The organism is Rhodococcus sp. 27YEA15 (assembly GCF_049739425.1).
GTDB lineage: Bacteria > Actinomycetota > Actinomycetes > Mycobacteriales > Mycobacteriaceae > Rhodococcus_F.
Genome location: NZ_JBMHHW010000001.1, coordinates 3,726,309 through 3,750,862, shown reverse-complemented (window position 1 = coordinate 3,750,862; position 24,554 = coordinate 3,726,309). Strand labels below are relative to the sequence as shown.

The window sequence follows — 24,554 nt, the reverse complement described above, 5'->3', positions numbered from 1 at the left end:
CCTCGCCGATGGCCGGATTCTCGTGTCAGCTGTCGGTCGGCGCTACCAACGGATGCGGCATGGACTTGAACTTCGCCGGCGAACCGTTGACGGCCGCGATACCGGTGATCCCACCCCAGGTCATCATGGTGAGGTAGTCGATCAGCGATTCGGCGGACATCGACTTGTTGGAGATCCACCAGTGTGTTGCGAGTTGGATACCACCGACGATGCCGAACGACCACGGAAGTGATCCACCGGAATCCATCTCCATCTCGCGGAGTCGGTTACCGATCACCGTCGAGAGGAGTTCCGCGATCATCCGCTCCGAGTCGGCGACCACATCTCGGTTGGCGCCGGCGCCGTTGGCCATGACGTACAGGTAGATGTCCGGATCGTCCGCGACGGTTTCGACGTACGCCCGGATGCTGGCCTGAGTGAGCTCGAAATCGTCGAGTTCGCCGCTGATGGCGGCATACATCCGGGGCGACAGGATGGTTTCGACGTACCGCATCATCGTGGCGGTGGTGAGGTCGCTCTTGTCCGCGAAATAGCGGTACAGCACGGTTTTGGAGACACCGATTTCGGAGGCGATCTCGTCCATTCCGATATCGCGCCCGCGGGCTCGGATCGCAGAGATGGTGCCGTCGACCAACTCTTCACGACGGGCGATCTTGTGCTCGCGCCAGCGGCGCTTGCGGCCGTCCGACTTTTCCGGCTTCACGTCGGCAACGACGGTGCCGTCGACCTGCTCGGCTTCTTGCACGGCATCCTTGGGCACTGGTCATCTCAAATCTGTGGTGCAATCCACGTCCGAACGGTCTGCTTTCCCGACCAGCTTAATGTCCGCCACCTCACAGAGGTCAGGCACATGTCTGGTTCGTCGAGGGATATCGGGCATTTCGACCCGAGCGATCGCCTGTCGGCAGTTCGCGTCGGCGATCCGACGAGCTTTTGGGCACAATGGCGAGGTGTCGCAACTGAGCCTGTCCGCATTCGACGACGCCGCGAAGCGTCGGGACCTTCGCAGAATGAAGATCTTCGCCACCGGGCTGCTCGGTTTCGCGACGATCGTCTACCTGTTCTGCCGCTGGCAGGAATCTCGCGGCGCAGGTGCATGGGTCGGGTACGTGCGTGCCGCGTCCGAGGCCGGCATGGTCGGTGCGTTGGCCGACTGGTTCGCCGTGACCGCGCTGTTCCGGCATCCCTTGGGGCTACCGATTCCGCACACGGCGATCATCAAGCGTAAGAAGGACCAGCTCGGTGCGAGTTTGAGTTCCTTCGTGGGACAGAACTTCCTCGCCCCCGAAGTGGTGTCGGCGAAGGTGCGCCAAGCCGACATTCCGCTGCGCCTGGGTACGTGGATGGCCGACGAGGGCAACGCTGCCCGCGTTGCGGCCGAGACGTCGACGATTCTGCGAGGCATGGTCGAGGTGCTTCGAGACGAGGACATCGCCCAGGTCATCGACAACACGATCGTCAAACGTCTGGCCGAGCCGATGTGGGGCCCACCGATCGGGCGCGTGCTCGGGGAGCTGCTCAAGGACAACAAGCAGTTGCCGATCATCGAACTGCTGGCCGAGCGTGCTCATCAGTGGGCGCTCGGCAGCCAGGAAACCATCGACCGGGTGATCGTCCGTGATTCGCCGGCCTGGTCGCCGAAGTTCGTCGACGCGATGCTGGGCGAGAAAATCTACAAGGAACTCGTCGAATTCACCTGGAAGGTCCGGTCCAATCCGGATCACGAAGTTCGTCAGGCAGCCAACCGCTTCCTGGTCGAGTTCGCGGACGACCTGCAGAACGATCCCGAGACCATCAGGAAGGCAGAGGGCATCAAGGCCGAGATCATGGGCCGCGAGGAGGTCACGGGTCTGGCGTCGGCGACGTGGCAGGTGGCCAAGCGGCTGATCATGGAATCGGTGGACGATCCGAACAGCACACTCCGGACCAAGGTGGCCGAGAACATCGTCGCTCTCGGCATCCGGCTGCGTGACGACGATTCGATGCGTGGAAAGGTCGACGGTTGGCTGGTGCAGGGCACCAAGTACATCGCCGAGAACTACACGGACGAGATCACCGGAGTCATCAGCGACACCGTCGAGCGTTGGGACGCCGACGAGGCGAGCGAGAAGATCGAGTTGCAGGTGGGACGCGATCTGCAGTTCATCCGTATCAACGGCACGGTGGTCGGGTCGATCGCCGGTCTGCTGATCTACACGTTGTCGAGTCTGCTCTTCGGTGCACACGGGTGAATGTGTGAGCTCGACCACGAGTGCTAGCAGTAGTGCTTGCAATAGTTAGCACCCTCTTCTACTGTGGAGTACGTCCAGTGGAAATGGAGGGCGCACATGCCACCGAAGTCGTCGAATCCCGAAGGCCAGGAACGTGAATCCGGCGGGCCGAGCGATTTGGCGGCGCGTGTCGTCAGTTCCGCCGCACACGACATCGGGGGGTTCATTCGTGCACAGCGGGAAGCTGCCCACGTGTCCATGCGCCAGCTCGCACAGTTGGCAGGCGTCAGTAATCCCTACCTGAGTCAGATCGAACGAGGCTTACGCAAGCCTTCGGCCGACGTGCTCGCACAGATCGCCAAGGGTCTCCGAGTGTCCTCGGAAGTCCTGTACGTGCAAGCCGGATACCTCGAACAGCGCGCGCACAGTCCTATCCGGGATGCGGTGCTGGCAGAGACGGCCATCAACGAACGACAGAAGCAAGTACTGCTGGAGATCTACGACTCCTTCTGTCGTGAGAACGAGTCGAATCGAACAGCAGTCGCTCCGGATTCGGTAGAGCCGGACGCAGTCGCAGACACCGTACTTTCACAAGGAGACGAAAAATGACAGACAAGAACGCCATCGACAACGTCAAGACCTCGATCTACGCCGCGGTCGGAGCCGGCGACCTCGTCGTCCAGGCCGTCGCGGACGTGGTGGCACAGGTTCGTGAGCGTGCCGAGAGCACTCAGGGCGATGTCACCGGCCGCGCCGCCGGTGCCCGCGAGAAGCTCGCCTCGGTGCAGGGAGAGGTGGTCGAGTCCGTCGAGGCTCTACGCGATCGCCTCGCGGCACTCCCGTCCGAACTGCCCGAGGAAATCGCCGACCTACGCGAGAAGTTCGCACCGGAAGAGCTCCGCAAGGTCGCCGAGGCCTACCTCAAGGTTGCCGGCGACATCTACACCTCACTGGCCGAGCGCGGCGAAGACGCCGTCGAGCGCATCCGTAAGCAGCCGAACGTCGAAGAGGGAATTGCGGCAGCGGAATCCGCTCTCGGTGACGCCGTCGAACTGACCGAAGACGCACTCGGAACGGTCGCACGCCAGACCCGGGCTGTCGGTGAGCAGGCCGCCCAGCTCGCCGGCCGCGCCGCCGGACGCATCTCCGACACCGCCGAAGAGGTCGGTGAGAAGATCGCCGACGCCGGCGAGAAGATCGCCGACGCCGGAGACGAGGCCGCGCTGAAGGTTCTCGACCTCGGCGACCAGGCCGACGAGGTGTCCAAGGATGCCGCGGCTCGCGTGACCGCAGCGGCCTCCGACGTTCAGGAGCGAGCTGCCGCTGCGGCCAAGAAGGTTGCTCCGGCCAAGGCAACTCCGGCGAAGGCGGCGCCCGCCAAGGCGTCCGCGCCGGCACCCGCCAAGAAGGCTGCCCCCGTCAAGAAGGTCTGATCAGCACGTCGAACGACGAGCAAGTCGGACAAGTAGGAGGCTCCCGTCAATGCCGTGGACGGGAGCCTTCTGTTCGTTGTCGTGACCTACGCAACTTAGGATGGGACTCGTGACTGGAGTCGACAGCATCATCGGATTGATTTTTCTCGCCCTCAAAGTACTGGCATTGGGCGGTGCCGTCTACGCGATAGTTCATGCCGTCAGGCAGCGTCCGGACGCGTTCACGGCGGTGAACAAACTGACGAAGCCGATTTGGCTGGGCATCCTCGTCGTCGCAGGTCTCGTGCTGGTGGTGACGTCACCGGTCGGACTGCTCGGCATTCTCGCAGTGGTGGCAGTCTGCGTCTATCTCGTGGACGTGCGACCGCGTGTCGACGAGATACAGAGCGGCCCACGCTGGTAGCGGACGAGTGCCCCGCTGCCCGGCAGTGCTGCTAGTGTGAGTTAATTCTGGTAACACATAGATCGCCGCGTGAGGATCTCCGCATCTTCGTCGTTCGCGGCGGACGGAGTCGGGAGGGGAGCACATGGTCCGCACTTCGCACACCACTGCGGTCCGCGTCGTGGCAGGCGTCGCCGGTCTGGGCGCTGCCGCTGCGGTAGGAGTTGCCCTCCGTCGTCGGCGATCGACTCGTGGCCTCACCCTGTCCGTCGACGTCGGGCCGGATGCACTCCTGCGAACGCCGACCTTCGATGCGGACGTCCGAGAGCTGACCACCCCTGACGGTGCAACGATCAACGTCCGCTCGTACGGTCCGCGTGACGGCGAGCCGATAGTGCTGAGCCACGGATGGATGTGCTCGACGGATTACTGGTATCCCCAGGTGAACGCCTTGGCCGGCAAATACCGGGTGATCACCTATGATCAGCGCGGACACGGTCGAAGCACCGTGGGCACTGCGCGCTTCGGCCCGGACGTGCTGGCAGACGACCTCGCAATGGTTCTCGATGCGACGTTGCAGGAAGACCGTAAGGCAGTGGTGGTCGGGCACAGCATGGGCGGTATGAGCATCATCGCCTGGGCTGGACGATATCCGGAACAGGTGAAGAAGTACGCCTCCGCCGTGATGCTTGCCAGCACTGCCAGTGACAGTCTGATCGCCGAGACCACCCTGATCCCCCTACCAAGCGGGTTTCCGCGAGTGCCGGTGCCGGTGGGGCGTGCCATCCTCGCGTCGCCGGTACCGCTCGTCTATCCCGGCACGATGGCCAAGGCCGTTCGCTACGTGTCGATGTCGCCCAACGCCACCCCGGGTGAAGTGCAGTTCTGCGAAAAGATCATGCGCGAGTGCGAACCTCGGGTGCGGGGGGGATGGGGCGCTGCGCTGAGCACGCTCGACATCCGCGAAGGCCTCGACAATCTGAATGTCCCCACCACCGTGCTCGTCGGAGCCCTGGATCGGCTCACCCCGCAAGTGCAGGCTCGTAAGCTCGCGCAGGTGCTCGACGACGCCGGAAATCTCGAACGACTGATCGTGCTGCCCGGCGTCGGTCACATGTCGTCGATCGAGAACATCGACGAATTCGACAAGGAAATCGTCCGGCTGCGGAACCTGTAGACGGACGAACGTCTCAGTACGCTCTCACGTCGGTATTGAGCAGGACGCGTCGAGGCGTCACCCGAACGATCACCTCGTTCGGATCGGCGTTGCGCTCTCCGAACTCCGCGGCCCGCTCTGCTCCCATGTATCGGCGTCCGCATTCGGTGGATACCCACAGCACGTAGTCGGGCCGACGGTCGATCTCGGCCCACCCCTGGATCGAGACAAAGCTGTACGGCGGGTGCGGATCGTCGACCGTCAACGACAATCGCGGATCGCGGATCGCGGCTCAACGCCCGACCCTTCGACGTCGTCGGACCGGTGACGAAGACGACCGAATCGCCGTCCAGCACGAACCACACCGGTGCGCCGAACGCTCTACCGTCCGTGGCCAGGACGGTAGACGTGCGCTGTTCTGGTGCCGTGGGACAGATACTCGCGGACGTTGTCCTCGATGCCGGTGTATGTCGTCAGCATGACGGGCCTCCCTGGTCGGTGAACAGCCGACTCCAGGCCCCCGCGCGGTGGCGGGTGACCTGATCGGCCGTGACGTCAGTGCGTCGGGCGGGTGAGAGTTCGATCGAGGTCGGCCAGAACCTGGTATTGGACGTCGATCACGCTGCGGTCGTCGTCGAGTTCTGTCCACTTGCCGTGTGCGAGTCGAAAAGCGGTGGTGGCGATCTCGGCGGCGATCGCGGCGGTTCCGGGGTCGACGCCGCGGCCGATGAAGGCAGTGGTGAGCGAGGTGCTCAGATCGGCGAGTTTGGTCAGTTCGCGTTCGCGTAGGCGCGCTTGGGAGTCGAGGAGCAGTTGCCGGGCACGCGACCAGGCTCGTTGCTTGCCGGCAAACGACGCTGCTCCAGCGACGGCAGCGGCTTCGATCAGCGAACGGGGATCGTTGTTCGGCGCAGCGTCGACGGCATCGAGGAATGGCTTCTCGAATTCGGTTCGCGGAGTGAAGAGTACGTCACGCTTGTCGGCGAAATGACGAAAGAATGTTCTCTCGGTGACTCCTGCGGCCGCTGCGATATCCGTTGCGGTCGTGCGTTCGTACCCATTCTCGGTGAACAGATCGAGTGCACTTTGCTGGAGTTTGCGACGAGTGTCGTCGGCGTTTCTCGGCATTGTAAACCTCATCGTAATGTCAGTTACTGACATATGGTGTTAGAGTCAGTCACTGACATCATAACCGCGATACGGAGGAGTATTGACATGCGAGTGTTCGTCACGGGAGCAGGGGGATGGGTCGGCTCGGCCGTGGTCGAGGAACTTCTCGGCGAAGGTCACGATGTGATCGGCCTGGTCAGATCCGAATCGTCGGCGGCGCTGCTCGAGTCCACCGGCGCTACCGCTCTGCGCGGTGACCTGGACGATCTCGACTCGCTGCGGCGCGGAGCCGAGGTCGCAGATGCTGTCATTCACCTGGCGAACAAGCACGATTGGGCCAATCCGGCGGCGACGAATCTGACCGAACGCACAGCGGTGCAGACCTTGGGCGATGTTCTCGCCGGGTCCGGCCGAGCATTCCTGGCGGCATCGGCAGTGGCGAGCATAGTGGCGTCGGGCGCGGCCATCGAGGACGACGCATCACCCGCCGTCGGATTGAACTCCATGCGTGGCGGCAGCGAGAACCTCGCGTTGTCGTTCGCCGCGCAGGGCGTCCGTGCAATGGTCGTCCGTCTCGCTCCGAGCGTTCACGGCCGCGGTGACAACAGGGGGTTTGTCGGCGGGCTCGTCCGAGCTGCTCGTGCCGCAGGTATGTCCGGATTCATCGACGACGGAACCAACACCTGGTCTGCAGTGCACCGAAGCGATGCGGCTGCTCTCATTCGCCTCGGCATCGAGAATGCCTCGGCCGGTACACGTTTGCATGCGATCGCCGAGGAATCGATCACCACCCGAGCGATAGCGGAAGCGATCGCCTCGAAGTACGGCCTGGTCACCGCATCGATTCCGGCCACCGACGCGCTCACCCACTTCGGTCCCGTCGGCCGGTTCTTCGCGCTCGACATCCGGGCGAACAGTCTGCAGACCCGAGATCGTCTGAATTGGAGCCCGCACGCGCCGACGCTGTCGGACGACATCGCCGCCGGCGCGTACGACGCGGCCTGACTCGGCCGGGCTGGGCCGCACTCGGCAGGGCTGGGCCGGACTTTGGACAACCAAGGAGAATCGCCGTGCCACCTCGATACTCGCGCGCATGGGTACTGCCGCTGACGGCGGCCGCGCAGTTGATGCTCGCACTCGACTTCTCGATCGTGAACGTCGCACTTGCCCAGATTCAGATCGACCTCGGATTCACCACCACCGGACTGCAATGGGTGGCCACGGCGTACGCGTTGACATTCGGTGCGTTGCTCTTGGTCGGTGGTCGACTCGGTGACAGATTCGGCCTCCGCCGGATGCTCGTCGTCGGCCTGGTGATCTTCGGGGTGGCCTCACTCGTCGGTGGGCTCGCGACGACGGCGGTGGTACTCGTCGCGGCCCGATTCGTCCAGGGTGTCGGAGCGGCGCTCGTGGCCCCGGCAGCTCTCGCGACTCTCAATCACGCCTACCGCGGGTTGCCGGGCAATACCCGCGCCATGAGCCTTTTCCAGGCAAGCGTCGCCGTGGGGGCGTCGGCCGGCATCGTCCTCGGCGGTGTGCTCACCGGACTGGTGGGTTGGCGATGGGTACTGCTCGTCAACCCACCCCTGGTGTTGGTTCTCGTCGTCCTCGTGATGCTGCGACTGCCGGCGGGCACCGGTTTCCGTGGCGCGCGCCTGAATCTCCCCGGCGCGCTGACGGTGACACTCGCGTCGGCGGCGTTGATCTTCGGAGTCACCAGAGGTGAACAGGATGGATTCTCCTCGCTCGCGTCATGGGTGCCGCTGTCGGTCGCGGTGCTCGGCGGCATCGGGTTCGGGCTGATCGAGCGCCGCTCGGATACACCGATGATCCCGCCTGCGCTACTCGGTGGCGGCAGGCGGGCAGTCCTGACGGCCACGGCGGTCGTGGGTGCGATACTGGGTGCCTACGTGTACTTCATCGCGCTGTATCTGCAACATGCACTGCACCTCTCGGCGGTGGGAACAGGATTCGCGTTGTTGCCTGCCACGGTGACGTCGTTCCTCGCCTCCGCCCTGATCACACCGCGAATGCTTCCACGACTCGGCACCAGAGGCCAACTGGTACTCGCCTTCGTTCTCCTGGGTCTCGGTCAGCTGTGGCTGAGCGCCCTCGAACCCGAAAGTGGCTATCTCGTAGGAGTTCTCGCCGGAATTCTGTTGAGTGCAGCCGGCATAGGGCTGGCCGTCCCCGCGGCGTCGGTCGCCGTGATGAGCGGTGCACCCACGAATTTACGCGGCACTGCCGGTGCGGTGTTCACCAGCAGCCAACAGATCGGATCGGCGATCGGACTTGCCACCCTGGCGACCGTTGCGGCAGTAGGTAACCGACATGGTTCCGCCGTCAACGGATACGACTACGCCTTTTCGGCGTCGGCCGCACTCGCGGTCGTTGCCGTGGTCGTCGTGGCGACGTCGGCACCGGGACCCCCTCGGCGGACCTGAGCGGCCACGACGACCGGCCGGTCCACCCGGGTGGTCGTCGTGGAAACCGGCGGCGTCGACATCAGCTGAAGACGACGGTCTTACGTCCGTGAACCTGTACCCTGCCTTCGAGATGCCACCGCAAACCGCGTGAGAGAACGAGCTTTTCGATGTCGCGCCCCTGCCGGACCATATCGGTGATCTCGTCGGAGTGATCCACCCGGATCACGTCCTGCTCGATGATCGGCCCGGCGTCCAATTCGGCCGTGACGTAATGGCACGTCGCACCGATCAACTTCACACCACGCGCGAACGCCTGATGGTAAGGGCGCGCACCGACGAAGGACGGCAGGAAGCTGTGATGGATGTTGATGGCTCGGCCGGCCCAGTGCTCGCACAAGGACTCCGGCAGCACCTGCATGAAACGCGCCAACACGACGGCGTCGGGATCGTGAGAGTCGACGAGTTCACGTACCGACTCGAACGCGGGGCCGCGCTCGGCCGGATCCTTCGGGAACGGAACGTGATGGAAATCGATGCCGTGGCGTTCGGTGACCGAGCGCAGGTCCTCGTGATTGCCGATCACCGCAGCGATCTGGGCGGGAAGTTCGCCGCCCGCCGCGCGACCGAGTAGATCGTGCAGGCAATGACCTTCCTTGCTGACCAGCAGCACGATCTTCTTGGCGGCCTTCGAATCGTGCAGTGTCCATTCGGTTTCCGGACCGATCTCGGCGGCGACCGCGGCGAAGCGCTCTCGAAGTTCCTCGATGCTCATGTCCACCGACGATGCGCGCACCGCCTGGCGAGTGAAGAACCAGCCGGTATCGGCGTCGGCGTGATAGGCGGCCTCGACGATCCATCCACCCACCTCGGTGAGGAAGGTGGAGATGCGCGCGACGATGCCCGTGGTGTCGGGGCAGCCGAGGGAGAGTACGAAGCGTCGATCATCGGTCGACGATGCAGCGGTCATGGCTGCCATTGTCTCAGGTGTCTCACCGTCGTCCCGACGGTGGTCGTGTGCCAAGCTTTCACTCATGGCTGCACTGACTCGTTCCCACGTCGCCGCGATGGTCGACCACACCCTGCTCAAACCTGAAGCCACGGCGGCCGACGTGACTGCGCTGATCGGTGAGGCGCGCGAGCTCGGAGTGCTCGCCGTGTGCGTCTCGCCGTCGATGCTCCCGATCCGCGCCAACGGGCTCGTCACCGCCGCCGTCGTCGGATTTCCGTCCGGGAAACATCACTCGTTGGTCAAGGGTGCCGAGGCGCGCCTGGCTGTCGACCAGGGCGCCGACGAGATCGACATGGTCATCGACGTCGGCGCCGCGATCACCGGGGACTACAACGCGGTACTCGCCGACATCCTGACAGTGCGCGAGGCGATGGGACCGGCGGCGACACTGAAGGTCATTCTCGAAACCGCGGCGTTGTCCGACGAGGCGATAGTGGAGTGCTCCCGCGCCGCAGTGCGTGCCGGTGCCAATTTCGTCAAGACCTCCACCGGTTTCCATCCCGCGGGCGGAGCCACGGTGGAGGCCGTCGCACTGATGGCGAGAACCGTCGGCCCCCGCATCGGGGTCAAGGCCAGCGGTGGCATTCGCACTACCGAGGCCGCGCTTGCCATGATCGACGCCGGAGCGACCCGGCTCGGCCTGTCCGGCACTCGAACAGTGCTCGCCGCCCTGCCCGACTGAACCCGCTCTTCGACAACTAGGTCAGCAGTCCGCAGCTGCTCGGTGCCTGTGCCTGAGTCGAGCCGCCGGAGGCGGGCAGGGTGAATGCGCCTCCCTCCAACGAAATCTTGATCGAGCTGTCGGTCACCGTCAATGAGGTGGGCTTCATGTCCAGCGGGTACGTCTGCAGGCTGTCGGTGAGGATCTGGACAACGCCGTCCACCAAATCCGTCGGCAGGCCCAAGCCCAGGATCTCGGCTCCGACAGTCTGAACGGTGACGACGCCACCGGCGACGGTGGGCTTGACGGTGAGCTTCGCCAACCCGGCAGGACCCACGTCGAACGCGAGGGTTCCGGCGCTCGCATCGGTGGTGACACCCGTGACCAGAGCACCGAACGTCTGGGCCTGGATGGTGCTCAGGATGCCTGCCGTCGACCAGTCGACGTCAGCGCTGGAACTGCCGATGGTGCCGCTGTTGCCGTTCGACGCCTGCAGATCGATGTTTTCGACCTTCGCGTGCACCTGCATTCCGGTGGCAGGCCCGAACGAACCGTCGTCGCTGTCGATGGTGATGTAGGGAACCTTCTTGTCCACTGCCTGCAGCAGGACCGGCTTCCAACTGAGTCCGACGTCCACCTGCGAGCCCAACTCGCTCTGGAACTGATCGGCCATGCAGGACTTGATCTGGTTGCGGACGAAGAACTCGCCGCCGATCAGCGCGGCCACGAGGACGGCTATCACGACGAGCAAGGCGACGAGTACTCGATTGCGCGGACGTGGGTTGTTCGCTGCGACAGTCATTGGAGTGATTGTTCACGACGATTCTGAACGAAGTCTGTGAACGGATGCCCGTCGATTCGTGTGATGTGAAACACATTTTTCCGTACTGTGGGGAACACACCAGCAGTCGACGGTCACCGGAGGTGGTCATGACGTCCGATACGGGAAGTACCGACACGGGGGTACTCGAATCGCTCGCGGCGTGTCAGTGCGGCTTCGTGACCGTACGGCAGGCCGAAGCGCTGGGTTTCGGCCAGTCGATGCTGGTCGAGTTGACCGAGTCCGGGAGCTGGACCTGCGACCGTCGTGGACTGTTCCGGTGGGCTCGGGTCCGGCGCACCGAACTCGACGACTTCGCGAAGTGGTGCACCTGGTTCGGGGGAACCGCAACCGTTTCGCACTACAGCGCCGCAGACCTGCATGGACTCGGTCATCTCGGTCCTCGGTTCGTGCATCTGTCCGTCGCCACTGCGGTTCCCTCACCGGCCCGTCAGGTAGCGCTGCATCGCAGCCCTCTCGGGCAGGGCGAGTTCGAACAGATCGGGCCCATCCGAATCACCACCCCCTTGCGAACCGTGCACGACCTGGCAGCAGGTGGCATCTCGCAGGAGCTGTTGAACGAGGTGGTCGCGGACGGCGTTGCCATCGGCCGACTCGATACCCACGAGATACGGGCCTCGTGTGCATCCGCGTGCCACGAGGTGGCGGTGCGAGTCGAGTCCGCGCTGGCGGCCGCCGGATAGCTCAGACCGGCGCCACCACGTGCCATGGAACCGTGAGGATGCAATCACGTAGTCGACGGCGTGCAGGCTGGACCGGGATGCCCTGACCGCGCAGAATCTCCAGGGCCGCAGCCCACCGGTGACGTGGTCCGAACGGCGCGTGCGGAGCGGCCGTCGCCCAGGCCCGGTCCGCCGCGGTGAGCAGTGCATGGATCGGCTCACCGGCGACGTTGCGATGGATGAGCGCTTTCGGTAGGCGCTCGGCGAGATCCGACGGCTGCCCGACGTCGAACGGATCCCAGGCGAGCGTCAAGGTGAGAGGTTTCTCGGCATCGAGCAGCACCCAGGCGCATCGGCGACCCAGCTCGTCGCACGTACCGTCGAGAAGCAGTCCTCCTGGCGCCAACCCCGACTGGATGCGCGACCATGCGGTGTCGACCGCGTTTTCCGGATACTGGCGGAGAACGTTGAACGCTCGGACGAAAATCGGTGCAAGACCGGCTAATTCGAAGCCGCCACGCGCGAAACTGACGCCGTCGCGGCTCGCCACGACGCGAGCAGGATCGATTTCCAGACCCACCACTCGTCGATCGCGGCGCACCGCTGCGAGGCGATCGGCCAATTCGAACGTGGTGTCCGGCCTGGCTCCGTAACCGAGATCGACGATCAACGGATCGGCAGCGTTCGAGATGGCCCGCCCGATCGTGCGATCGTGCACGATCCACCGGTCGCTGCGGCGCAGCCTGTTGATGCCCGTCGTGCCACGGGTGACGACGCCCTCGGCTTTGGGCGTCGGTGTTTTCTTCACGCCGATGTCAGTCGGTGCTCAGCCAGGACGCGGTGATCTGCGCCTCGGTTCGAAACAAGTCGAGAAGATTGTCGAGGATGAGCTGCTCGAGCTTTCCGCCGACGAATGGAATGGAGACCTTGGCCTCGGAGCGAGTGGTCAGCGTCGACCCGGTGTCGGTATCGACCAGCTCGATGGTGCCGTGCAGCGACCCGGGGCCCGCCGGAATGGATGCCGTATAGCGGCCGGTAGCCGAACCGTCGAACGTCCCGTATGACTCCGCGCGGGTGATCACCAGATCGTTCTTGAGAACCGTCTTGGCGATGTCCGGCAACGTGTCTCTGGCAAGGACATGCTCGATGACCAGGTCGAATCCGGAGTCGGTGACCTCGAACGAGTCGAGACGAGTCGTGGAATGTCTGCTCATCTCCGCGGTGCGGGCATCCCAGTACGCGCGATCGGACAGCGCCGCGTAAACCTGCTCTGCGGAGTACCGATAGCGGGCGGAGTAGTCGTTGCGGCGAGCCATGGTGGTCGAGAATACCGGCACCCGCCGTCACGGGAAAACTTTCCGCCCGCCCGAGCGGCCTACTGCTTGGCGATCCACTCCCGGGTGAAATCCTGCTCGGACTGGATGAGCCGGACCACCTCGTCGACGATGGCGGATTCGATCTTGCTGCCGAAGAGTGGGATCTTCACCTCGACCTCGCCTGCCGCGCTCAGAGTGGCCGAGGCGTCGTCACCCCGCAGAGTCTGTGTTCCTTCGACTCGTGCCGGAACACCGTCGACGTGCGCGGCGAAGGTTCCGGCAGCCTCGCCGTCGGTCAGCGATGCCAAGGTTTCGCTGCGCTTGATCACGATATCGCCCGGTACGAACTTGGCGACCATGCTCGGCAGATTCTCGGCGGGGATGACCTGCGACACGGAAACGGCGACGGTGTCGTTCGTGACGGTCAACTCGTCGATGGTCGCGCCCGGACCACCGACGGCGGCCAGTCGGTCACGCCAGTACTGCTCGGACGTCAAGGCCTGGTGGACCTTGGCGGCGGGGACGGAAAACTTCGATGAATGCTCGATGCGACGGCTCACGATTGTGGAGGCTACCGTTTAGCGTTGTGTGGGATGTAACCATCGGCCGACGCGTCGTCGATTCGGGCGCTTTCGTATCCGAGAACATTGACCTGTCCGGCCTGACGACACTGCGGGTCGGTGGGCCGGCGCGGCTGCTCGCCGAGTGCCCCAGCACCGAATCTCTCGTCGAGGTGGTGCGATTACTCGACCGGGAACGGATTCCGACGCTGATCCTGGCAGGTGGATCGAATCTGGTGGTTTCCGACAGCGGATTCGACGGTGTGGTCGTTCGTGTGGCGAACACCACTGTGTCCCTCGACGCCGATCGGGTGATCGCGGAAGCCGGCGCGGTGTGGGACGAGGTGGTCGCCCAATCGGTGGCCGCCGAACTCGGTGGACTCGAATGTCTCTCCGGCATACCCGGCTCCACCGGCGCGACTCCGGTGCAGAACGTCGGAGCGTACGGCGTCGAAGTGGGGTCGAGGCTCAGACGGGTGCAGTTACTCGACCGTCGTAGCGGTGAAGTGTCCTGGGTGGACCCGTCCGTCCTCGAATTGGGATACCGCTCGAGCGTGCTCAAGCATTCGGCCGACGCCGTGGTCCTGTCGGTCGAATTCGTCGTCTCGGCAGACGGCACCAGCGCGCCGCTGCAGTATCGGGAACTCGCTGCCGCACTCGGCGCCGAGGAAGGTGCTCGGCTTCCGTCCACGCAGGTTCGAGAAGCCGTCCTGGAATTGCGTACCGGCAAGGGCATGGTCTTGGACCCCTACGATCACGACACCTGGAGTGCCGGCTCCTTCTTCACCAACCCCGTGGTGTCGGACGAGCAGCTGCCACAGGTTCTGTCGGTGATCGGCGATCTGCTCGGCGACGTGCCGGTGCCGCAGTTCTCCGCGGCCGGCGGAACGAAGCTGTCGGCGGGATGGCTCATCGAACGGGCCGGATTCTCCAAGGGCTACCCGGCGGAATCCGCCCCGGCTCGACTGTCCACCAGACATACCCTGGCACTGACCAACCGTGGGTCGGCAACAACCGCCGACGTCCTGTCCCTGGCCCGGGAAGTGCGAGACGGCGTCTTCTCGGCATTCGGAGTCCGATTGGAGCCCGAACCGGTGACGGTGGGCTGCACGATCTGAACAGACCCGGCAGGCGCGCGTAGCCTGTTGACGTGTATGAGCTCGGTCGTAAAAGAAGTCGTTCGCGTCTGGTGGCGCTCCTGGCCGTGATGGTTGCCGTGATCGTGGCGGTGGCGGGATGCACCGTCGGTGGCGGGAGCAACGCCGGCCAGACCGGCGCGAGCGCCGATCCGGACCCGGTGGCGAAGGTGGTGTCCACCCCGGCAGCGGGGGCTGCCGACGTCAGCCCGATCGCTCCCGTTTCGGTGTCCGTCACGCAGGGAACCCTCGCCGACGTCGCGTTGAGCAATGCCGACGGCAAAGCAGTGACCGGTGTCCTGTCTCCGGACAAGACGTCCTTCACCGTCGACGAGGCACTCGGATACGGAACCAGCTACACGTGGTCGGGGTCGGCTCTGGGGACCGACGGGAAAACCGTTCCGGTAGCGGGCGGTTTCACGACGCTCAAGCCCGCCTCCACCACCGGCGGCACCCTCAATATCGCCGACGGTCAGGAAGTGGGCATCGCTGCACCCATCACACTGCAGTTCGACAGTCCCGTCGTGGACAAGGCGGCTGTCGAGAAGGCGCTCGCCGTCACCACCGTTCCGCCCACCCCCGGCTCGTGGGCGTGGCTGCCCGACGACAACGGCGGATCGCGCGCGCACTGGCGCCCCGCGCAGTACTGGGCGCCGGGAACCAAGGTCCATTTGGACGCGAAGCTGTACGGGCTCGACTACGGCGGCGGTGCATACGGTGATCAGGACCTGACGCTCGACTTCGTCATCGGTCGCAGCCAGATCGTGAAGGCGAACGCGCCCAGCCACCGTATGCAGGTGGTGCGGGACGGCCAGACGATCATGGACATCCCTGTCAGCTACGGCGAGGGCAACGAGCCCCGCAACGTCACCCGCAGCGGCATCCACATGGTCACCGAGAAGTACGAGGACTTCCTGATGTCCAATCCGCCGTTCTACGAGAATGTTCGGGAACGGTGGGCGGTCCGGATCTCCAACAACGGTGAGTTCATCCACGCCAACCCCGAAACGACCGGAGTGCAGGGCTCGTCGAACGTCACCAACGGATGCATCAACCTCTCGCTCGCGGACGCTCAGGAGTACTTCGGCACCGCACTCTACGGCGATCCGGTGGAGGTCACCGGAACGTCGATCGACCTCTCTGCCGCCGACGGCGACATCTACGACTGGGCGATCGACCTGCCGACCTGGAAGTCGATGTCGGCGCTGCCCTGACAGCCCGAGACTCGAATATTCGGGGTCGAGGGAACCACAACCGCCATTCTCGCGTCTGAACAAGATGGAAGCAGCTGTCACTCGGGGGCGCTGCCAGGATCTGGATGACAGCGGGGAGCGCCGGTGAAGATTCCGTCTCTGGGTGATGTGTTGGGGAACATCGCCTCGGTAACCATGTCGGGTGTGCCTGTGGTGGCTACCGTTCCGGTGGTCGGTCCGGCCTTGGGCGGTGCGGCAGTGGCATCGGTTCTGGTGAACGAGTTCACCGACGACACCGATCGCCGTGACGCGGAACGGGCAGCAGCGGCACGAGAAGCGCAGGAGCAACGGGACCACCTCTGGGGTGAACGTGACCGGGTGGCGTCGACGGTGGCGGATCTGGACTACAGCGAGCACGTCCTCGGTGAGGACGATCCGTTCGACGCCATGTCCCACGCCGAAATAGTCGAGCACGTCAACGCGATCGATCCGGGATATCTCGGTGACGTGAAGGCGGCCTGGCAGTCGTTCGGTACGGCGATCGAGGCGTCCTTGAGCCAATTTCAGGGAGCGGTCGCAACGTCGATCACCGAGGGCTGGCAAGGGCGCGGTGGATCGGCGGCGGCCGCGGCGGTAGTCGACTACGCCCGGAACGGTGGCGATCTATGCGCGCGAGTGGCACTGGTGTCCAACAAGATAGACGAGGCGAGTACCGCACTGGACGAAGTGAAGCGCTCGATGCCACCGGCCGACAAGCCGGAATGGTGGAAAAGCCTGATCGACAACGTACCCGGACCTACCTTCAAGCAGGCTGCGCATGAATCCGAGGAAGCAGAACGTCAGGCTCGGCAGGTCATGAAAGACGTCTACATGCCCCAGTTGAGGAGGGCGGACGATCAGGTGCCGATTCTTCCGGCTGCCTTCGACCCGACCGCCGCAGCAGGTGGCGAGGTCCCCTCCTCGCCCGGCGGAAGCGGCCACTCACCCGGAGGCGGCGGTTACTCACCCGGAGGCGGCCAGACGTACAACCAGACGCCAGGTGGAGGTTTCGGCGGTAGCTCGTGGCCGACGGATGCCAGAGCCGGTGACGACGCGAGCTCAGGTGCCGATGCCAGACCTGACCCTTCAGCTGTTGGCCCCGGAACCAGCGTCGACGGGTCCGGCGAGAATCCGGGGAGGCAGGGATCGTATGCCGGCGGCTCTCCGGCATCCGCTTCGGTGGAACCGGCCGGCACCGTCGCCGCGTCGGCGCTGCCGCAGACGGGTGACGCGGCCCAGCGTAGCGGTGGTGTAGGAGGGGCCGGTGTGGGCGGCTCGCCGAGTACGGCGGCATTCGGTCCGGGAGCAGGCGCGTCCGGTACCGGCTCCGGCGCTTCAGGTGGCGGCGCAGGAGGGTTCGTCGGTCCCGGCGGACCTGCCGTCGGCGCACGAGGGCAACTTCCCGGCGCGACGGCAGGCGTACCCGGCGGCGCCTTCGGAGGCGGAGCGCCGGCCGGCCAGTCCGGTGCGGCCGGAGCCGGACGATCCACGATGATGGGCGGCATGGGCGGCATGGCCCCGGGCAGAGGGGCAGGCGGCAGCGAGGACGACGTTCACGAAACCCCCGGCTACCTCGTCACCATGGACAACAGCAACGAACTGATCGGTGACCTACCGATGGTCTCACCGCCGGTGCTGGGCGAATGACCCCTGTGCGTTGGCAATTCACCGGAATGGAATTTCACGTGCTCTGGGAGGCGATCGGGCGGGACAGATTGCCGTACCCGTTGAAGTTCAGGCCTGTCGCAGACACGACCCGAGACCTTCGCGCTCAGCGCACCGCCGCAGCACTCCGGCTGCACGAGGTACTCGACGAACGAGTGCACCGGGCGTTGGCAATCATCGCCGAGCCGTCGACGCGCATCGAAGTGTGCGGACTTCACGGACCGGACATGCGTGCGGTGACGCGCATCCACGCCGGAATCTCCGGTGAACTTGCCGTACTGGCAGAGCAGTTCCCGGGAGCCGATCCGGACAACGGGGCCGACGTCGTCCTCACCTTGACCCCAGTCGGATCACTTCCGGAGGAAATAGTTCGCCGACTGCCGCCTTGCTCGGCGGGGAGGGAACGATCGGTGTCGATTCGGCCCCTTGCGAGGACAGGGGGAGCTGCGATCCTCACCGATGTCCGGGCGGCACCGGCGTCCGAAGAAATCGAAAGATTCTTCGGACGCCCGCGTACGTCCGTCGGCGAGATAGCGGCATACCCGGGGCCGGCCGTCGACAGCCGACCCACCGATGACGGTGTGTTGTTTCGCTGGTACGACTACGACGGCGACGGCCGGTATCTGATCACCGACGGCGAAACCGTCACGGCCAGGCCGGCTTCCGTTGTCGACATGCAACGTGCGGTAGCGGATGCGGTGGTGGCCGCGCGAAGACAGACTAGGTAGTGGTGCGATGAAAACGGCCGGCGGAAGCCTGATCGCGAGGCCTGACGACGATCTGGTCGAGATTCACGTGCGCCGGACGTGAGGCCACGAAGCCGATGATCTCGGCGATGTCCTGAGCAACCAGGGGAGTGATGCCGTCGTACACCTTGGCGGCTCTGGCCTCGTCACCTTCGAAGCGGACGAGGGAGAACTCGGTCTCGACGGCCCCGGGAGCGATCTCGGTCAGCCGGACGGGCTTGCCCAGCAATTCGCCGCGCAGAGTGCGATGAAGTACCGCCTGAGCATGCTTGGCCGTCGTGTACCCGGATCCGTTGTCGTAGGCCTCCAACGCTGCAACGGAGGTGATGGTCACGACCAGGCCGTCGCCGGAGTCGATCAACTTGGGAAGCAGTGCCTTGCTCACGCGCAGTGTTCCGAGGACGTTGGTCTCCCACATCCACCGCCAGTCGTCGAGGTCGGCCTCGAGGACGGTGGCCAGGCCCTTCGCGCCGCCCGCATTGTTGACGAGAACATCCACTCGTGGAACGACGGCCGCGAACGCCTCGACCGAGTCTTCGTCGGTGACGTCGAGCGGGAGTGCCGTTCCGCCGATTTCGGCGGCGATCGTCTCGAGACGGTCGACGCGCCGGGCGCCGATCACGACGTGGAATCCCTGGGCTGCCAGAGTGCGGGCGGTGGCCTCACCGATTCCGGAGCTGGCTCCGGTGACGACGGCGATGCGGGCATCGGATGAAATGGTCATGATCCAATCGTAGGGTGGTCGGTGGTGCGGTTCTTTCGGTGCGGTCGGATCGTTCGGCTCGGGCCTATTCGGGGATGCTCGAACCTTCGATGATCGAGTACTCGGAGGCGTCGCCGGCGATGGCGCGACTGCGCTCACCGTGAATGTTCACCGGGATGTCGCCGGCAAGGGTGATGCGCTCGAGGCGGCGGTACTGATCGTCGTAGTCCGCGACGGCGTAATGCTGGGTGGCTCGGTTGTCCCAGATGGCGACGTCGCCGGCCGACCAGTTCCATCGAGTCGTGTACTCGAGCTTGACGGCGTGATCCTGCAAGATCTTGAACACTCCCTGGGATTGTTCGCCGCTCAAGCCGAGAAAGTTCTTGACGAAGTGTCCGAGGACCAACGTGCGCTCGCCGGTTTCCGGGTGCACGCGAACCACGGGATGTTCCGTTTCGAAATACGTCGACTGGAATTCTTTCCGATACGCGGCTTCGGCGCTGTCCTGGGCCACCTGCTCGGCGCTGGTGGCGGAGTAGTCGTAGACGTTGGTGTGACGGGCCCACAAATTCTCCGCGAGTGCCTTCAGCGGATCGGGTAAACCCTCGTACGCGGCGACGCCCGATGCCCATGTCGTGGTGCCGCCGTATTCGGGTAATTGCACGGCCCGAAGTATCGACGCCTTGGGGATGCGATCGACGAAGGTGACGTCGGTGTGCCAACTGTTGGACTTACCCAGGTCGGAATCGATGGGGAGCACGACCTTGCCGTGGGACTTCACCGTCGGGTGCGCGGTGGTCGGGGTTCCGAGAAGTTGGGCGAACTCGTACTGGGAATCGTTGGTCAGCTGCCCCTGGCCACGGAAGAAAACCACCTTGTGGCGCAGCAACGCCTGCCGGATCAGGGAGATCGACGCCGGATCGAGTTGGCCGTCGAGAGTAATCCCGTCGATGCGCGCGCCGATGTGCGATCCCAATTGCGTGACGGTTGCCCGAGCCGTATCCGTGCCCGAATTGGTGACGAAAGTTGCAGTCATTGTTCACCTTTCGTGGGGAATGACTTCATTCGAACACTCTCGATCACGTATCGACAGAGTTGCGGTCAGTGTGATCGTTACCGCACTCGATTTGTGAAACCGGGGGAAGCTGCTAGTTTTGCTTCTATGTCGATCGATCAGCCTGCCGCTCTGCGGGTCACCTATGTGACCGCGGCGCTGGGCTCGCGCCTGCCATTGGCGCGAGAGCTTTGTTGTCGTCGCCGTTCTTCCTGCAGCTAATATCTGCGCGCTCGCTCGAGCACCTTTTCCGGTGTTGGCGTAATTCTCACGGATCGTTTGCGAGGCGCGTTTCTTCCTCCTTCTGCAAGGGACAGCTATGTCGACACCTACAATCTCAGCCCCTCCCTCCACCCGTGTCCGGACGTCATTGTCCGGGCCCCGCGCCCGCACCCAGATCGTTGCCCCCGTGCTGCGCATCGCCGACGGTCCCGCTGCAACGGTTCTGCGTATCGCTCGCTCGCGCGGACCACTGTCCCGTGACACCGCCGCGAAGGCCTCCGGTCTGAGCATCGCTACCGTGAACCGCCAGGTCACAGGGCTGCTCGATCTCGGGATCCTGCGTGAGCGTGCCGATCTGACCGCGTCCGGCGCGATCGGTCGACCGCGAGTTCCGTTCGAGGTCAACCACGAGCCCTACCTGACGGTCGGCATCCACATCGGTGCCGTCGTCACGAGCATCATTGCCAGTGACATCCGCGGAAAGGTGCTCGGCGCAGTCGAGATCCCGACGCCGACGAGCAATTCTGCTGTCGCTCTCGCCACCATTGCCCGCTCGGCGAAGTCCTTCGCGTCCCGTTGGCACAAGCGTCGCCCACTGGCTGTGGGCGTGGCGATCGGTGGTCGAGTGGATTCGGCTACCGGAGTCGTGGACCATCCCCGCCTCGGCTGGAAGGGTGCACGGGTCGGTTCCATCATCGGTGCAGGCCTGGACCTCCCGGTCTCGGTCGCCGCACACGTCGAAGCCATGGCGGCCTCCGAACTGCTGCTCAGTACCGATCGGGCCGAGGCTCCCACCGCTGGAACGACGGGCCTGTACTTCTACGCTCGTGAGACCGCAGGCGTCGCGATCACGTTCGAGGGGCGGGTACACACTCCGGCCAGCGGACCGGGTTCCATCGCACACTTGCCGACAGGTTCGTCGGCGCGCTGCTCCTGCGGCTCGGTCGGATGCCTCGAAGCGACGATCAGCGACCGTGCAGTGGTGACACAGGCACTCTCGTCCGGCGCAGTCATCCAGGGTGCCGAGCGCGTCACCATCGCCGATGTGTATCGGGCCGCGTCGAGCGGATCGATTCCGGCACACGAGTTGCTGGTCGAGCGAGCACGAGTTCTCGGACGTACGGTGGCGATGCTGCGGGATCTGTTCAACCCGGATCGAGTGATCCTCGGTGGCCAGGCCTTCACGGACTACCCGGCAGGCGTTCCGCACGTCGCGGAAGCCTTCTCGACGGCTTCGTCGCTCGAGCGCAAGGACATTCGGATCACCGGTTTCGGTAACCGCGTCCAGGAATACGCCTCTACCGTAGTTTCGCTCAGTTCGTTGTTCGCCGATCCCGCCGCCGCGATGCGCCGGGCATCCTGATCTGAATCCGACTGCACGACAGCCGATGCACAGTTTTCGGCTGTCGTGCAGTAGTCAGTTTCCGATCTTTCCGCCGCCGGTTCTGCACGGCACACAATCGCCGCTGCGGGTATCCCAGTGCGCAAAACCACGATTCGTTTCGGGAAACGGTGCGCCGAGGCGCACGTTCCTGGACTCGAAGACCCCCTTTGCCCCGATGCCGAAGCGTGAGAGACAGCGCGCGTGCACGACGTGTCCAGCCGAATCGGTGTCTCAGGCCTCGGGTCGATCGAGCACCCTGAGCCACGTCCCGTCGGATTGCCGCCGCGCCACTTGAGTGCGTCCGCCGGTTCCGTCGGCAGGATCGGTGGACGTGATGGCAAGTTCACAGTTCGTCACGGTCGGTAGTGCGTCCTCCACAGTGAAGACCGGTCCGGACGAGAGCATCTGAGCGATCACGTCGCGGATGGCGGTTCGACCGACGGTCCGAGATCCTGGGGGAAATGCCAGTACCGCATCTTCTTCGTACAGTCCGACAACAGCATCTGCGTCGCCGGTGTTCGCAAATTCGACGAACAAGCGTGCAAGGTCCTCTGGGGTACGAGCTTTCGATGTCATGCATTTATCGTGCGCGGACCCGTATCAGAAGTCCAAGATCTGAATTGTCTCGTAGCTAGAATCAACAGTTATGGAACTTCGGCAACTCGAATACTTCGTGGCAGTGGTCGACGAAGCCAATTTCACCCGTGCAGCAGAACGACTCCATGTGGCACAGCCCGGCGTCAGTGCACAGATCAAGCGTCTCGAACGTGAACTCGGACAAGAATTGCTCGACCGGCGTGGTCGATCTATTCAACTGACCGATGCCGGTCGAGCGGTTCTACCGCATGCCCGTGCCGCTCTCGCATCCGTGCAGAGCACCCGTGATGCGGTCGATCTACTCAGCGGACTTGTTCGGGGTGCGGTATCGGTCGGAATGGTGACAGCGTGTGCGTCGGCAGATCTGACGGATCTGTTGAGTCGACTGCACAGGAAGTATCCGGGGCTGGATATTTCTCTGGCAGAGGATGACTCGCGAAGTCTGCTCGCTGGAGTGATGGATGGAACGTTCGACATTGCCGTCATCGGGGTGGCCGGAAATCTACCACCGGAACTCGAATCGAGAGTCATCACCGACGAACGTCTGGTTGCGGCCGTGTCGGTCGACCACCCACTGGCCGAAGTGTCGTCGTTGCCCTTCACCGAACTGGCCGGCCGGCCGCTGGTCTGCCTTCCTCCCGGAACAGGTATCCGTACGTGTCTGGACGCAGCGTGTGAAGTCGCGGGAGTCACTCCCGCCGTTGCACTCGAGGCCAGCAATCTGGGGATCATTTCCTCGCTCGCGGCTCAGGGACTTGGTATCGCGGTGCTTCCCGAATCTGCCGTCGGCTCGCTGCATCGCATCGATCTCGAGCCCGAGGCGCGCTCACGATTGGAACTGGTGTGGCGCGCTGCGGGAGGAAAGAATTCTGCGGCATCGGCATTGATCGATCTGGCCAGGTTGGGTGCGGTGTCTGTCGGTTCTCGCGAGCGGTGAGGTGGGGCGGTATTTTTCTGTTCCGGTGGAACCGTCTGTGGGTGGTGTGCGTCTAACGGCATGTGTCGATTTCGGCGGGTAGTTCCAAGCGGTGGGTGTTTGGTTGGTGGGTGTTTGGTTTGGTTGTGTGGCTGGTGGTGGGGTGCGGGCAGGTGGTCGAGGGAACGGCTGAGCGTGTATCTGGTCAGGAGGGTTTGTTCGATCCGTGTGCGGATATACCTGCGTCGGCGATCGAATCGGTGGGACTGGACCCGACACCTGATGTGATCGACGTGCTTGGTGCCCAAATTACAGGACAGAGATCGTGTGGATGGAATGCGTCCTGGTACTCCCTCGCAATCTATTCGACAGTATATGAAATTGACGAAATAAGGTCGAACGAAAAATTTTCAAGAGCCAGTGATGTGCAAGTTGGCGGTAGAGCGGGGATTGAATTCAGCTTTGTAAGCGATATAAACTACGAAAATTGCTTTGTTGCGCTGCGGACAATTCAGGGATCAATTTGGGTAAGTATCATCAAGATGGTATCAAAGGAAATGGTTGAGCCGACTTGTCCGCTGGCATTGAAGAATGCCGAGGCGCTACTGGAATATTTGCCGAATTGATCCGGAAATGACTGAGCCGGTAAGGGTGGATTTTTCAATAGACGGGATGCGTTATGGCGAGTGATGAAATGTATGTGGATAGGGTAACTGCATCAAAGCTGAGAAGCGCGTGCAGCAAGTTGCTGATCGATTATGAGAATATGTATTTGGGACTTGAATCCTTGAGAGTCGGAGAAGCATTCGGGACTTTGCAGTCGGGGCGAGATATGGCGCGTAAGTTCAACGACAAGGCTTTCGGTGTGACTGATTCGTTGGAGAGCGCTCTCAAGAGTCATATTGCCGTGCTGGAAAGCATGCGCAGGTACTTCGACGAATGCATCGAGCATTATGCCGTCGCCGACGCCGAGAACGCTGCCGCGCTGAATCGGGTGTTCGGTCGTTGACCGATGCCTAGATCGGCCGATCCGATTGGTGGCCAGGTTGGGCGGGGCGGTATTTTTTTTCTGTTCCGGTGGAACCGTCTGTGGGTGGTGTGCGTCTAACGGCATGTGTCGATTTCGGCGGGTA

The 24,554-nt window shown here is 63.8% G+C and carries 27 protein-coding genes and 1 pseudogene; 17 read left to right on the top strand and 11 right to left on the bottom strand.

The genetic code is table 11. The features are described 5' to 3' along the window. Positions 1 to 25: 25 nt before the first annotated feature. The gene (locus ABH922_RS17470; RefSeq protein WP_424808107.1) at positions 26 to 760 is read right to left on the bottom strand and encodes a TetR/AcrR family transcriptional regulator; all 735 of its coding nucleotides are present in this window, start codon (positions 758 to 760) and stop codon (positions 26 to 28) included. 190 nt (positions 761 to 950) lie between these two features. On the opposite strand from ABH922_RS17470, the gene ABH922_RS17465 reads away from it, so the two are divergent. The 5 genes from ABH922_RS17465 (at position 951) to ABH922_RS17445 (ending at position 5,202) form a co-directional block, all read left to right on the top strand. Continuing rightward, positions 951 to 2,231, top strand: a complete 1,281-nt coding sequence (locus tag ABH922_RS17465) for a DUF445 domain-containing protein (protein ID WP_424808106.1) — start codon at positions 951 to 953, stop codon at positions 2,229 to 2,231. A gap of 96 nt (positions 2,232 to 2,327) precedes the next feature. Continuing rightward, a complete protein-coding gene (locus ABH922_RS17460) occupies positions 2,328 to 2,819 on the top strand; it encodes a helix-turn-helix domain-containing protein (protein WP_424808105.1) in 492 nt (163 codons plus the stop codon). Then, entirely contained in the window at positions 2,816 to 3,643 is an 828-nt protein-coding gene (locus ABH922_RS17455) for a heparin-binding hemagglutinin (RefSeq protein WP_424808104.1), read from the top strand. The genes ABH922_RS17460 and ABH922_RS17455 overlap by 4 nt, the downstream gene beginning before the upstream one ends. Positions 3,644 to 3,743: 100 nt before the next feature. Then, positions 3,744 to 4,046, top strand: a complete 303-nt coding sequence (locus tag ABH922_RS17450) for a DUF2516 family protein (RefSeq protein ID WP_424808103.1) — start codon at positions 3,744 to 3,746, stop codon at positions 4,044 to 4,046. A 124-nt stretch (positions 4,047 to 4,170) separates the two neighbouring features. After that, positions 4,171 to 5,202: an alpha/beta fold hydrolase gene (locus tag ABH922_RS17445; protein ID WP_424808102.1), complete on the top strand. Its 1,032-nt coding sequence runs from the start codon at positions 4,171 to 4,173 to the stop codon at positions 5,200 to 5,202. Between the two features lie 13 nt (positions 5,203 to 5,215). Here the strand turns inward: ABH922_RS17445 and ABH922_RS17440 are convergent. Together ABH922_RS17440 and ABH922_RS17435 are read right to left on the bottom strand one after the other, a co-directional pair. Further along, positions 5,216 to 5,661 (bottom strand): annotated as a pseudogene (locus tag ABH922_RS17440) (PPOX class F420-dependent oxidoreductase). Between the two features lie 75 nt (positions 5,662 to 5,736). After that, entirely contained in the window at positions 5,737 to 6,309 is a 573-nt protein-coding gene (locus ABH922_RS17435; RefSeq protein WP_424808101.1) for a TetR/AcrR family transcriptional regulator, read from the bottom strand. Between the two features lie 87 nt (positions 6,310 to 6,396). Here ABH922_RS17435 and ABH922_RS17430 point away from each other — a divergent pair, with 87 nt between their 5' ends. Then, the gene (locus ABH922_RS17430) at positions 6,397 to 7,296 is read left to right on the top strand and encodes an SDR family oxidoreductase (RefSeq protein WP_424808100.1); all 900 of its coding nucleotides are present in this window, start codon (positions 6,397 to 6,399) and stop codon (positions 7,294 to 7,296) included. Between the two features lie 65 nt (positions 7,297 to 7,361). Continuing rightward, complete coding sequence (locus ABH922_RS17425; protein WP_424808099.1) at positions 7,362 to 8,735, top strand: MFS transporter; 1,374 nt, start codon at positions 7,362 to 7,364, stop codon at positions 8,733 to 8,735. Between the two features lie 61 nt (positions 8,736 to 8,796). Here the strand turns inward: ABH922_RS17425 and purU are convergent, their stop codons facing one another. Continuing rightward, positions 8,797 to 9,684: a formyltetrahydrofolate deformylase gene (gene purU, locus ABH922_RS17420; protein ID WP_424808098.1), complete on the bottom strand. Its 888-nt coding sequence runs from the start codon at positions 9,682 to 9,684 to the stop codon at positions 8,797 to 8,799. A gap of 64 nt (positions 9,685 to 9,748) precedes the next feature. Between purU and deoC the strand changes: the two genes are divergently transcribed. After that, positions 9,749 to 10,408, top strand: coding sequence for a deoxyribose-phosphate aldolase (gene deoC / locus ABH922_RS17415; protein ID WP_424808097.1), 660 nt, complete (start codon positions 9,749 to 9,751; stop codon positions 10,406 to 10,408). A 16-nt stretch (positions 10,409 to 10,424) separates the two neighbouring features. Here deoC and ABH922_RS17410 read toward each other — a convergent pair whose 3' ends face one another. After that, a complete protein-coding gene (locus ABH922_RS17410; RefSeq protein WP_424808096.1) occupies positions 10,425 to 11,189 on the bottom strand; it encodes a DUF2993 domain-containing protein in 765 nt (254 codons plus the stop codon). 128 nt (positions 11,190 to 11,317) lie between these two features. Between ABH922_RS17410 and ABH922_RS17405 the strand changes: the two genes are divergently transcribed. Further along, positions 11,318 to 11,911, top strand: coding sequence for a type IV toxin-antitoxin system AbiEi family antitoxin domain-containing protein (locus ABH922_RS17405; protein ID WP_424808095.1), 594 nt, complete (start codon positions 11,318 to 11,320; stop codon positions 11,909 to 11,911). A 1-nt stretch (position 11,912) separates the two neighbouring features. On the opposite strand, the gene ABH922_RS17400 is transcribed toward ABH922_RS17405, so the two are convergent. The 3 genes from ABH922_RS17400 to ABH922_RS17390 are packed head-to-tail and all read right to left on the bottom strand — an operon-like array spanning position 11,913 to position 13,766. Then, positions 11,913 to 12,698, bottom strand: a complete 786-nt coding sequence (locus tag ABH922_RS17400) for a class I SAM-dependent methyltransferase (protein ID WP_424808094.1) — start codon at positions 12,696 to 12,698, stop codon at positions 11,913 to 11,915. Between the two features lie 7 nt (positions 12,699 to 12,705). Beyond that, entirely contained in the window at positions 12,706 to 13,206 is a 501-nt protein-coding gene (locus tag ABH922_RS17395; protein WP_424808093.1) for a DUF2505 domain-containing protein, read from the bottom strand. Positions 13,207 to 13,265: 59 nt separating this feature from the next. Next, on the bottom strand, positions 13,266 to 13,766 hold the full coding sequence (locus ABH922_RS17390; RefSeq protein ID WP_424808092.1) for a DUF2505 domain-containing protein: 501 nt from the start codon (positions 13,764 to 13,766) through the stop codon (positions 13,266 to 13,268). Between the two features lie 26 nt (positions 13,767 to 13,792). Here ABH922_RS17390 and ABH922_RS17385 point away from each other — a divergent pair, with 26 nt between their 5' ends. The 4 genes from ABH922_RS17385 (at position 13,793) to ABH922_RS17370 (ending at position 18,527) form a co-directional block, all read left to right on the top strand. Continuing rightward, positions 13,793 to 14,884, top strand: a complete 1,092-nt coding sequence (locus ABH922_RS17385; protein ID WP_424808091.1) for a UDP-N-acetylmuramate dehydrogenase — start codon at positions 13,793 to 13,795, stop codon at positions 14,882 to 14,884. 32 nt (positions 14,885 to 14,916) lie between these two features. Beyond that, positions 14,917 to 16,116 (top strand): L,D-transpeptidase, encoded by a 1,200-nt coding sequence (locus tag ABH922_RS17380; RefSeq protein ID WP_424808090.1) that lies wholly within the window; start codon positions 14,917 to 14,919, stop codon positions 16,114 to 16,116. Between the two features lie 123 nt (positions 16,117 to 16,239). Beyond that, positions 16,240 to 17,781 carry a hypothetical protein gene (locus ABH922_RS17375; RefSeq protein WP_424808089.1) on the top strand — a complete coding sequence of 514 codons (1,542 nt, stop codon included), beginning with the start codon at positions 16,240 to 16,242 and terminating at the stop codon, positions 17,779 to 17,781. Next, positions 17,778 to 18,527, top strand: coding sequence for an ESX secretion-associated protein EspG (locus ABH922_RS17370; RefSeq protein ID WP_424808088.1), 750 nt, complete (start codon positions 17,778 to 17,780; stop codon positions 18,525 to 18,527). Before ABH922_RS17375 ends, ABH922_RS17370 begins: the two co-directional genes overlap by 4 nt. Here ABH922_RS17370 and ABH922_RS17365 read toward each other — a convergent pair. Then, positions 18,520 to 19,269 carry an SDR family NAD(P)-dependent oxidoreductase gene (locus tag ABH922_RS17365; RefSeq protein ID WP_424808087.1) on the bottom strand — a complete coding sequence of 250 codons (750 nt, stop codon included), beginning with the start codon at positions 19,267 to 19,269 and terminating at the stop codon, positions 18,520 to 18,522. The two genes, ABH922_RS17370 and ABH922_RS17365, sit on opposite strands and share 8 nt — an antisense overlap. Before the next feature lie 64 nt (positions 19,270 to 19,333). Beyond that, positions 19,334 to 20,284 carry a TauD/TfdA dioxygenase family protein gene (locus ABH922_RS17360; RefSeq protein ID WP_424808086.1) on the bottom strand — a complete coding sequence of 317 codons (951 nt, stop codon included), beginning with the start codon at positions 20,282 to 20,284 and terminating at the stop codon, positions 19,334 to 19,336. Positions 20,285 to 20,621: 337 nt separating this feature from the next. Between ABH922_RS17360 and ABH922_RS17355 the strand changes: the two genes are divergently transcribed. After that, positions 20,622 to 21,887: an ROK family protein gene (locus ABH922_RS17355; RefSeq protein WP_424808085.1), complete on the top strand. Its 1,266-nt coding sequence runs from the start codon at positions 20,622 to 20,624 to the stop codon at positions 21,885 to 21,887. Between the two features lie 252 nt (positions 21,888 to 22,139). Here the strand turns inward: ABH922_RS17355 and ABH922_RS17350 are convergent, their stop codons facing one another. After that, positions 22,140 to 22,484 carry a YybH family protein gene (locus tag ABH922_RS17350; RefSeq protein WP_424808084.1) on the bottom strand — a complete coding sequence of 115 codons (345 nt, stop codon included), beginning with the start codon at positions 22,482 to 22,484 and terminating at the stop codon, positions 22,140 to 22,142. 70 nt (positions 22,485 to 22,554) lie between these two features. Between ABH922_RS17350 and ABH922_RS17345 the strand changes: the two genes are divergently transcribed. From ABH922_RS17345 to ABH922_RS17335, 3 genes are all read left to right on the top strand, one after another. Next, positions 22,555 to 23,442 (top strand): LysR family transcriptional regulator, encoded by an 888-nt coding sequence (locus ABH922_RS17345; RefSeq protein WP_424808083.1) that lies wholly within the window; start codon positions 22,555 to 22,557, stop codon positions 23,440 to 23,442. A 110-nt stretch (positions 23,443 to 23,552) separates the two neighbouring features. Further along, the gene (locus ABH922_RS17340) at positions 23,553 to 24,047 is read left to right on the top strand and encodes a DUF3558 domain-containing protein (protein ID WP_424808082.1); all 495 of its coding nucleotides are present in this window, start codon (positions 23,553 to 23,555) and stop codon (positions 24,045 to 24,047) included. 53 nt (positions 24,048 to 24,100) lie between these two features. Continuing rightward, positions 24,101 to 24,430 carry a hypothetical protein gene (locus tag ABH922_RS17335; RefSeq protein WP_424808081.1) on the top strand — a complete coding sequence of 110 codons (330 nt, stop codon included), beginning with the start codon at positions 24,101 to 24,103 and terminating at the stop codon, positions 24,428 to 24,430. The last annotated feature ends 124 nt before the right edge of the window (positions 24,431 to 24,554 follow it).

What these genes read in the sequence shown, in the direction of transcription:
- ABH922_RS17460 (WP_424808105.1), top strand. Translation starts at nt 2,328, where the DNA reads ATGCCACCGAAGTCGTCGAATCCCGAAGGCCAGGAACGTGAATCCGGC.
- ABH922_RS17455 (WP_424808104.1), top strand. Translation starts at nt 2,816, where the DNA reads ATGACAGACAAGAACGCCATCGACAACGTCAAGACCTCGATCTACGCC.
- ABH922_RS17450 (WP_424808103.1), top strand. Translation starts at nt 3,744, where the DNA reads ATGGGACTCGTGACTGGAGTCGACAGCATCATCGGATTGATTTTTCTC.
- ABH922_RS17445 (WP_424808102.1), top strand. Translation starts at nt 4,171, where the DNA reads ATGGTCCGCACTTCGCACACCACTGCGGTCCGCGTCGTGGCAGGCGTC.
- ABH922_RS17435 (WP_424808101.1), bottom strand. Translation starts at nt 6,309, where the DNA reads ATGCCGAGAAACGCCGACGACACTCGTCGCAAACTCCAGCAAAGTGCA.
- ABH922_RS17430 (WP_424808100.1), top strand. Translation starts at nt 6,397, where the DNA reads ATGCGAGTGTTCGTCACGGGAGCAGGGGGATGGGTCGGCTCGGCCGTG.
- purU (WP_424808098.1), bottom strand. Translation starts at nt 9,684, where the DNA reads ATGACCGCTGCATCGTCGACCGATGATCGACGCTTCGTACTCTCCCTC.
- deoC (WP_424808097.1), top strand. Translation starts at nt 9,749, where the DNA reads ATGGCTGCACTGACTCGTTCCCACGTCGCCGCGATGGTCGACCACACC.
- ABH922_RS17410 (WP_424808096.1), bottom strand. Translation starts at nt 11,189, where the DNA reads ATGACTGTCGCAGCGAACAACCCACGTCCGCGCAATCGAGTACTCGTC.
- ABH922_RS17405 (WP_424808095.1), top strand. Translation starts at nt 11,318, where the DNA reads ATGACGTCCGATACGGGAAGTACCGACACGGGGGTACTCGAATCGCTC.
- ABH922_RS17395 (WP_424808093.1), bottom strand. Translation starts at nt 13,206, where the DNA reads ATGGCTCGCCGCAACGACTACTCCGCCCGCTATCGGTACTCCGCAGAG.
- ABH922_RS17370 (WP_424808088.1), top strand. Translation starts at nt 17,778, where the DNA reads ATGACCCCTGTGCGTTGGCAATTCACCGGAATGGAATTTCACGTGCTC.
- ABH922_RS17365 (WP_424808087.1), bottom strand. Translation starts at nt 19,269, where the DNA reads ATGACCATTTCATCCGATGCCCGCATCGCCGTCGTCACCGGAGCCAGC.
- ABH922_RS17360 (WP_424808086.1), bottom strand. Translation starts at nt 20,284, where the DNA reads ATGACTGCAACTTTCGTCACCAATTCGGGCACGGATACGGCTCGGGCA.
- ABH922_RS17355 (WP_424808085.1), top strand. Translation starts at nt 20,622, where the DNA reads ATGTCGACACCTACAATCTCAGCCCCTCCCTCCACCCGTGTCCGGACG.
- ABH922_RS17350 (WP_424808084.1), bottom strand. Translation starts at nt 22,484, where the DNA reads ATGACATCGAAAGCTCGTACCCCAGAGGACCTTGCACGCTTGTTCGTC.
- ABH922_RS17345 (WP_424808083.1), top strand. Translation starts at nt 22,555, where the DNA reads ATGGAACTTCGGCAACTCGAATACTTCGTGGCAGTGGTCGACGAAGCC.
- ABH922_RS17335 (WP_424808081.1), top strand. Translation starts at nt 24,101, where the DNA reads ATGGCGAGTGATGAAATGTATGTGGATAGGGTAACTGCATCAAAGCTG.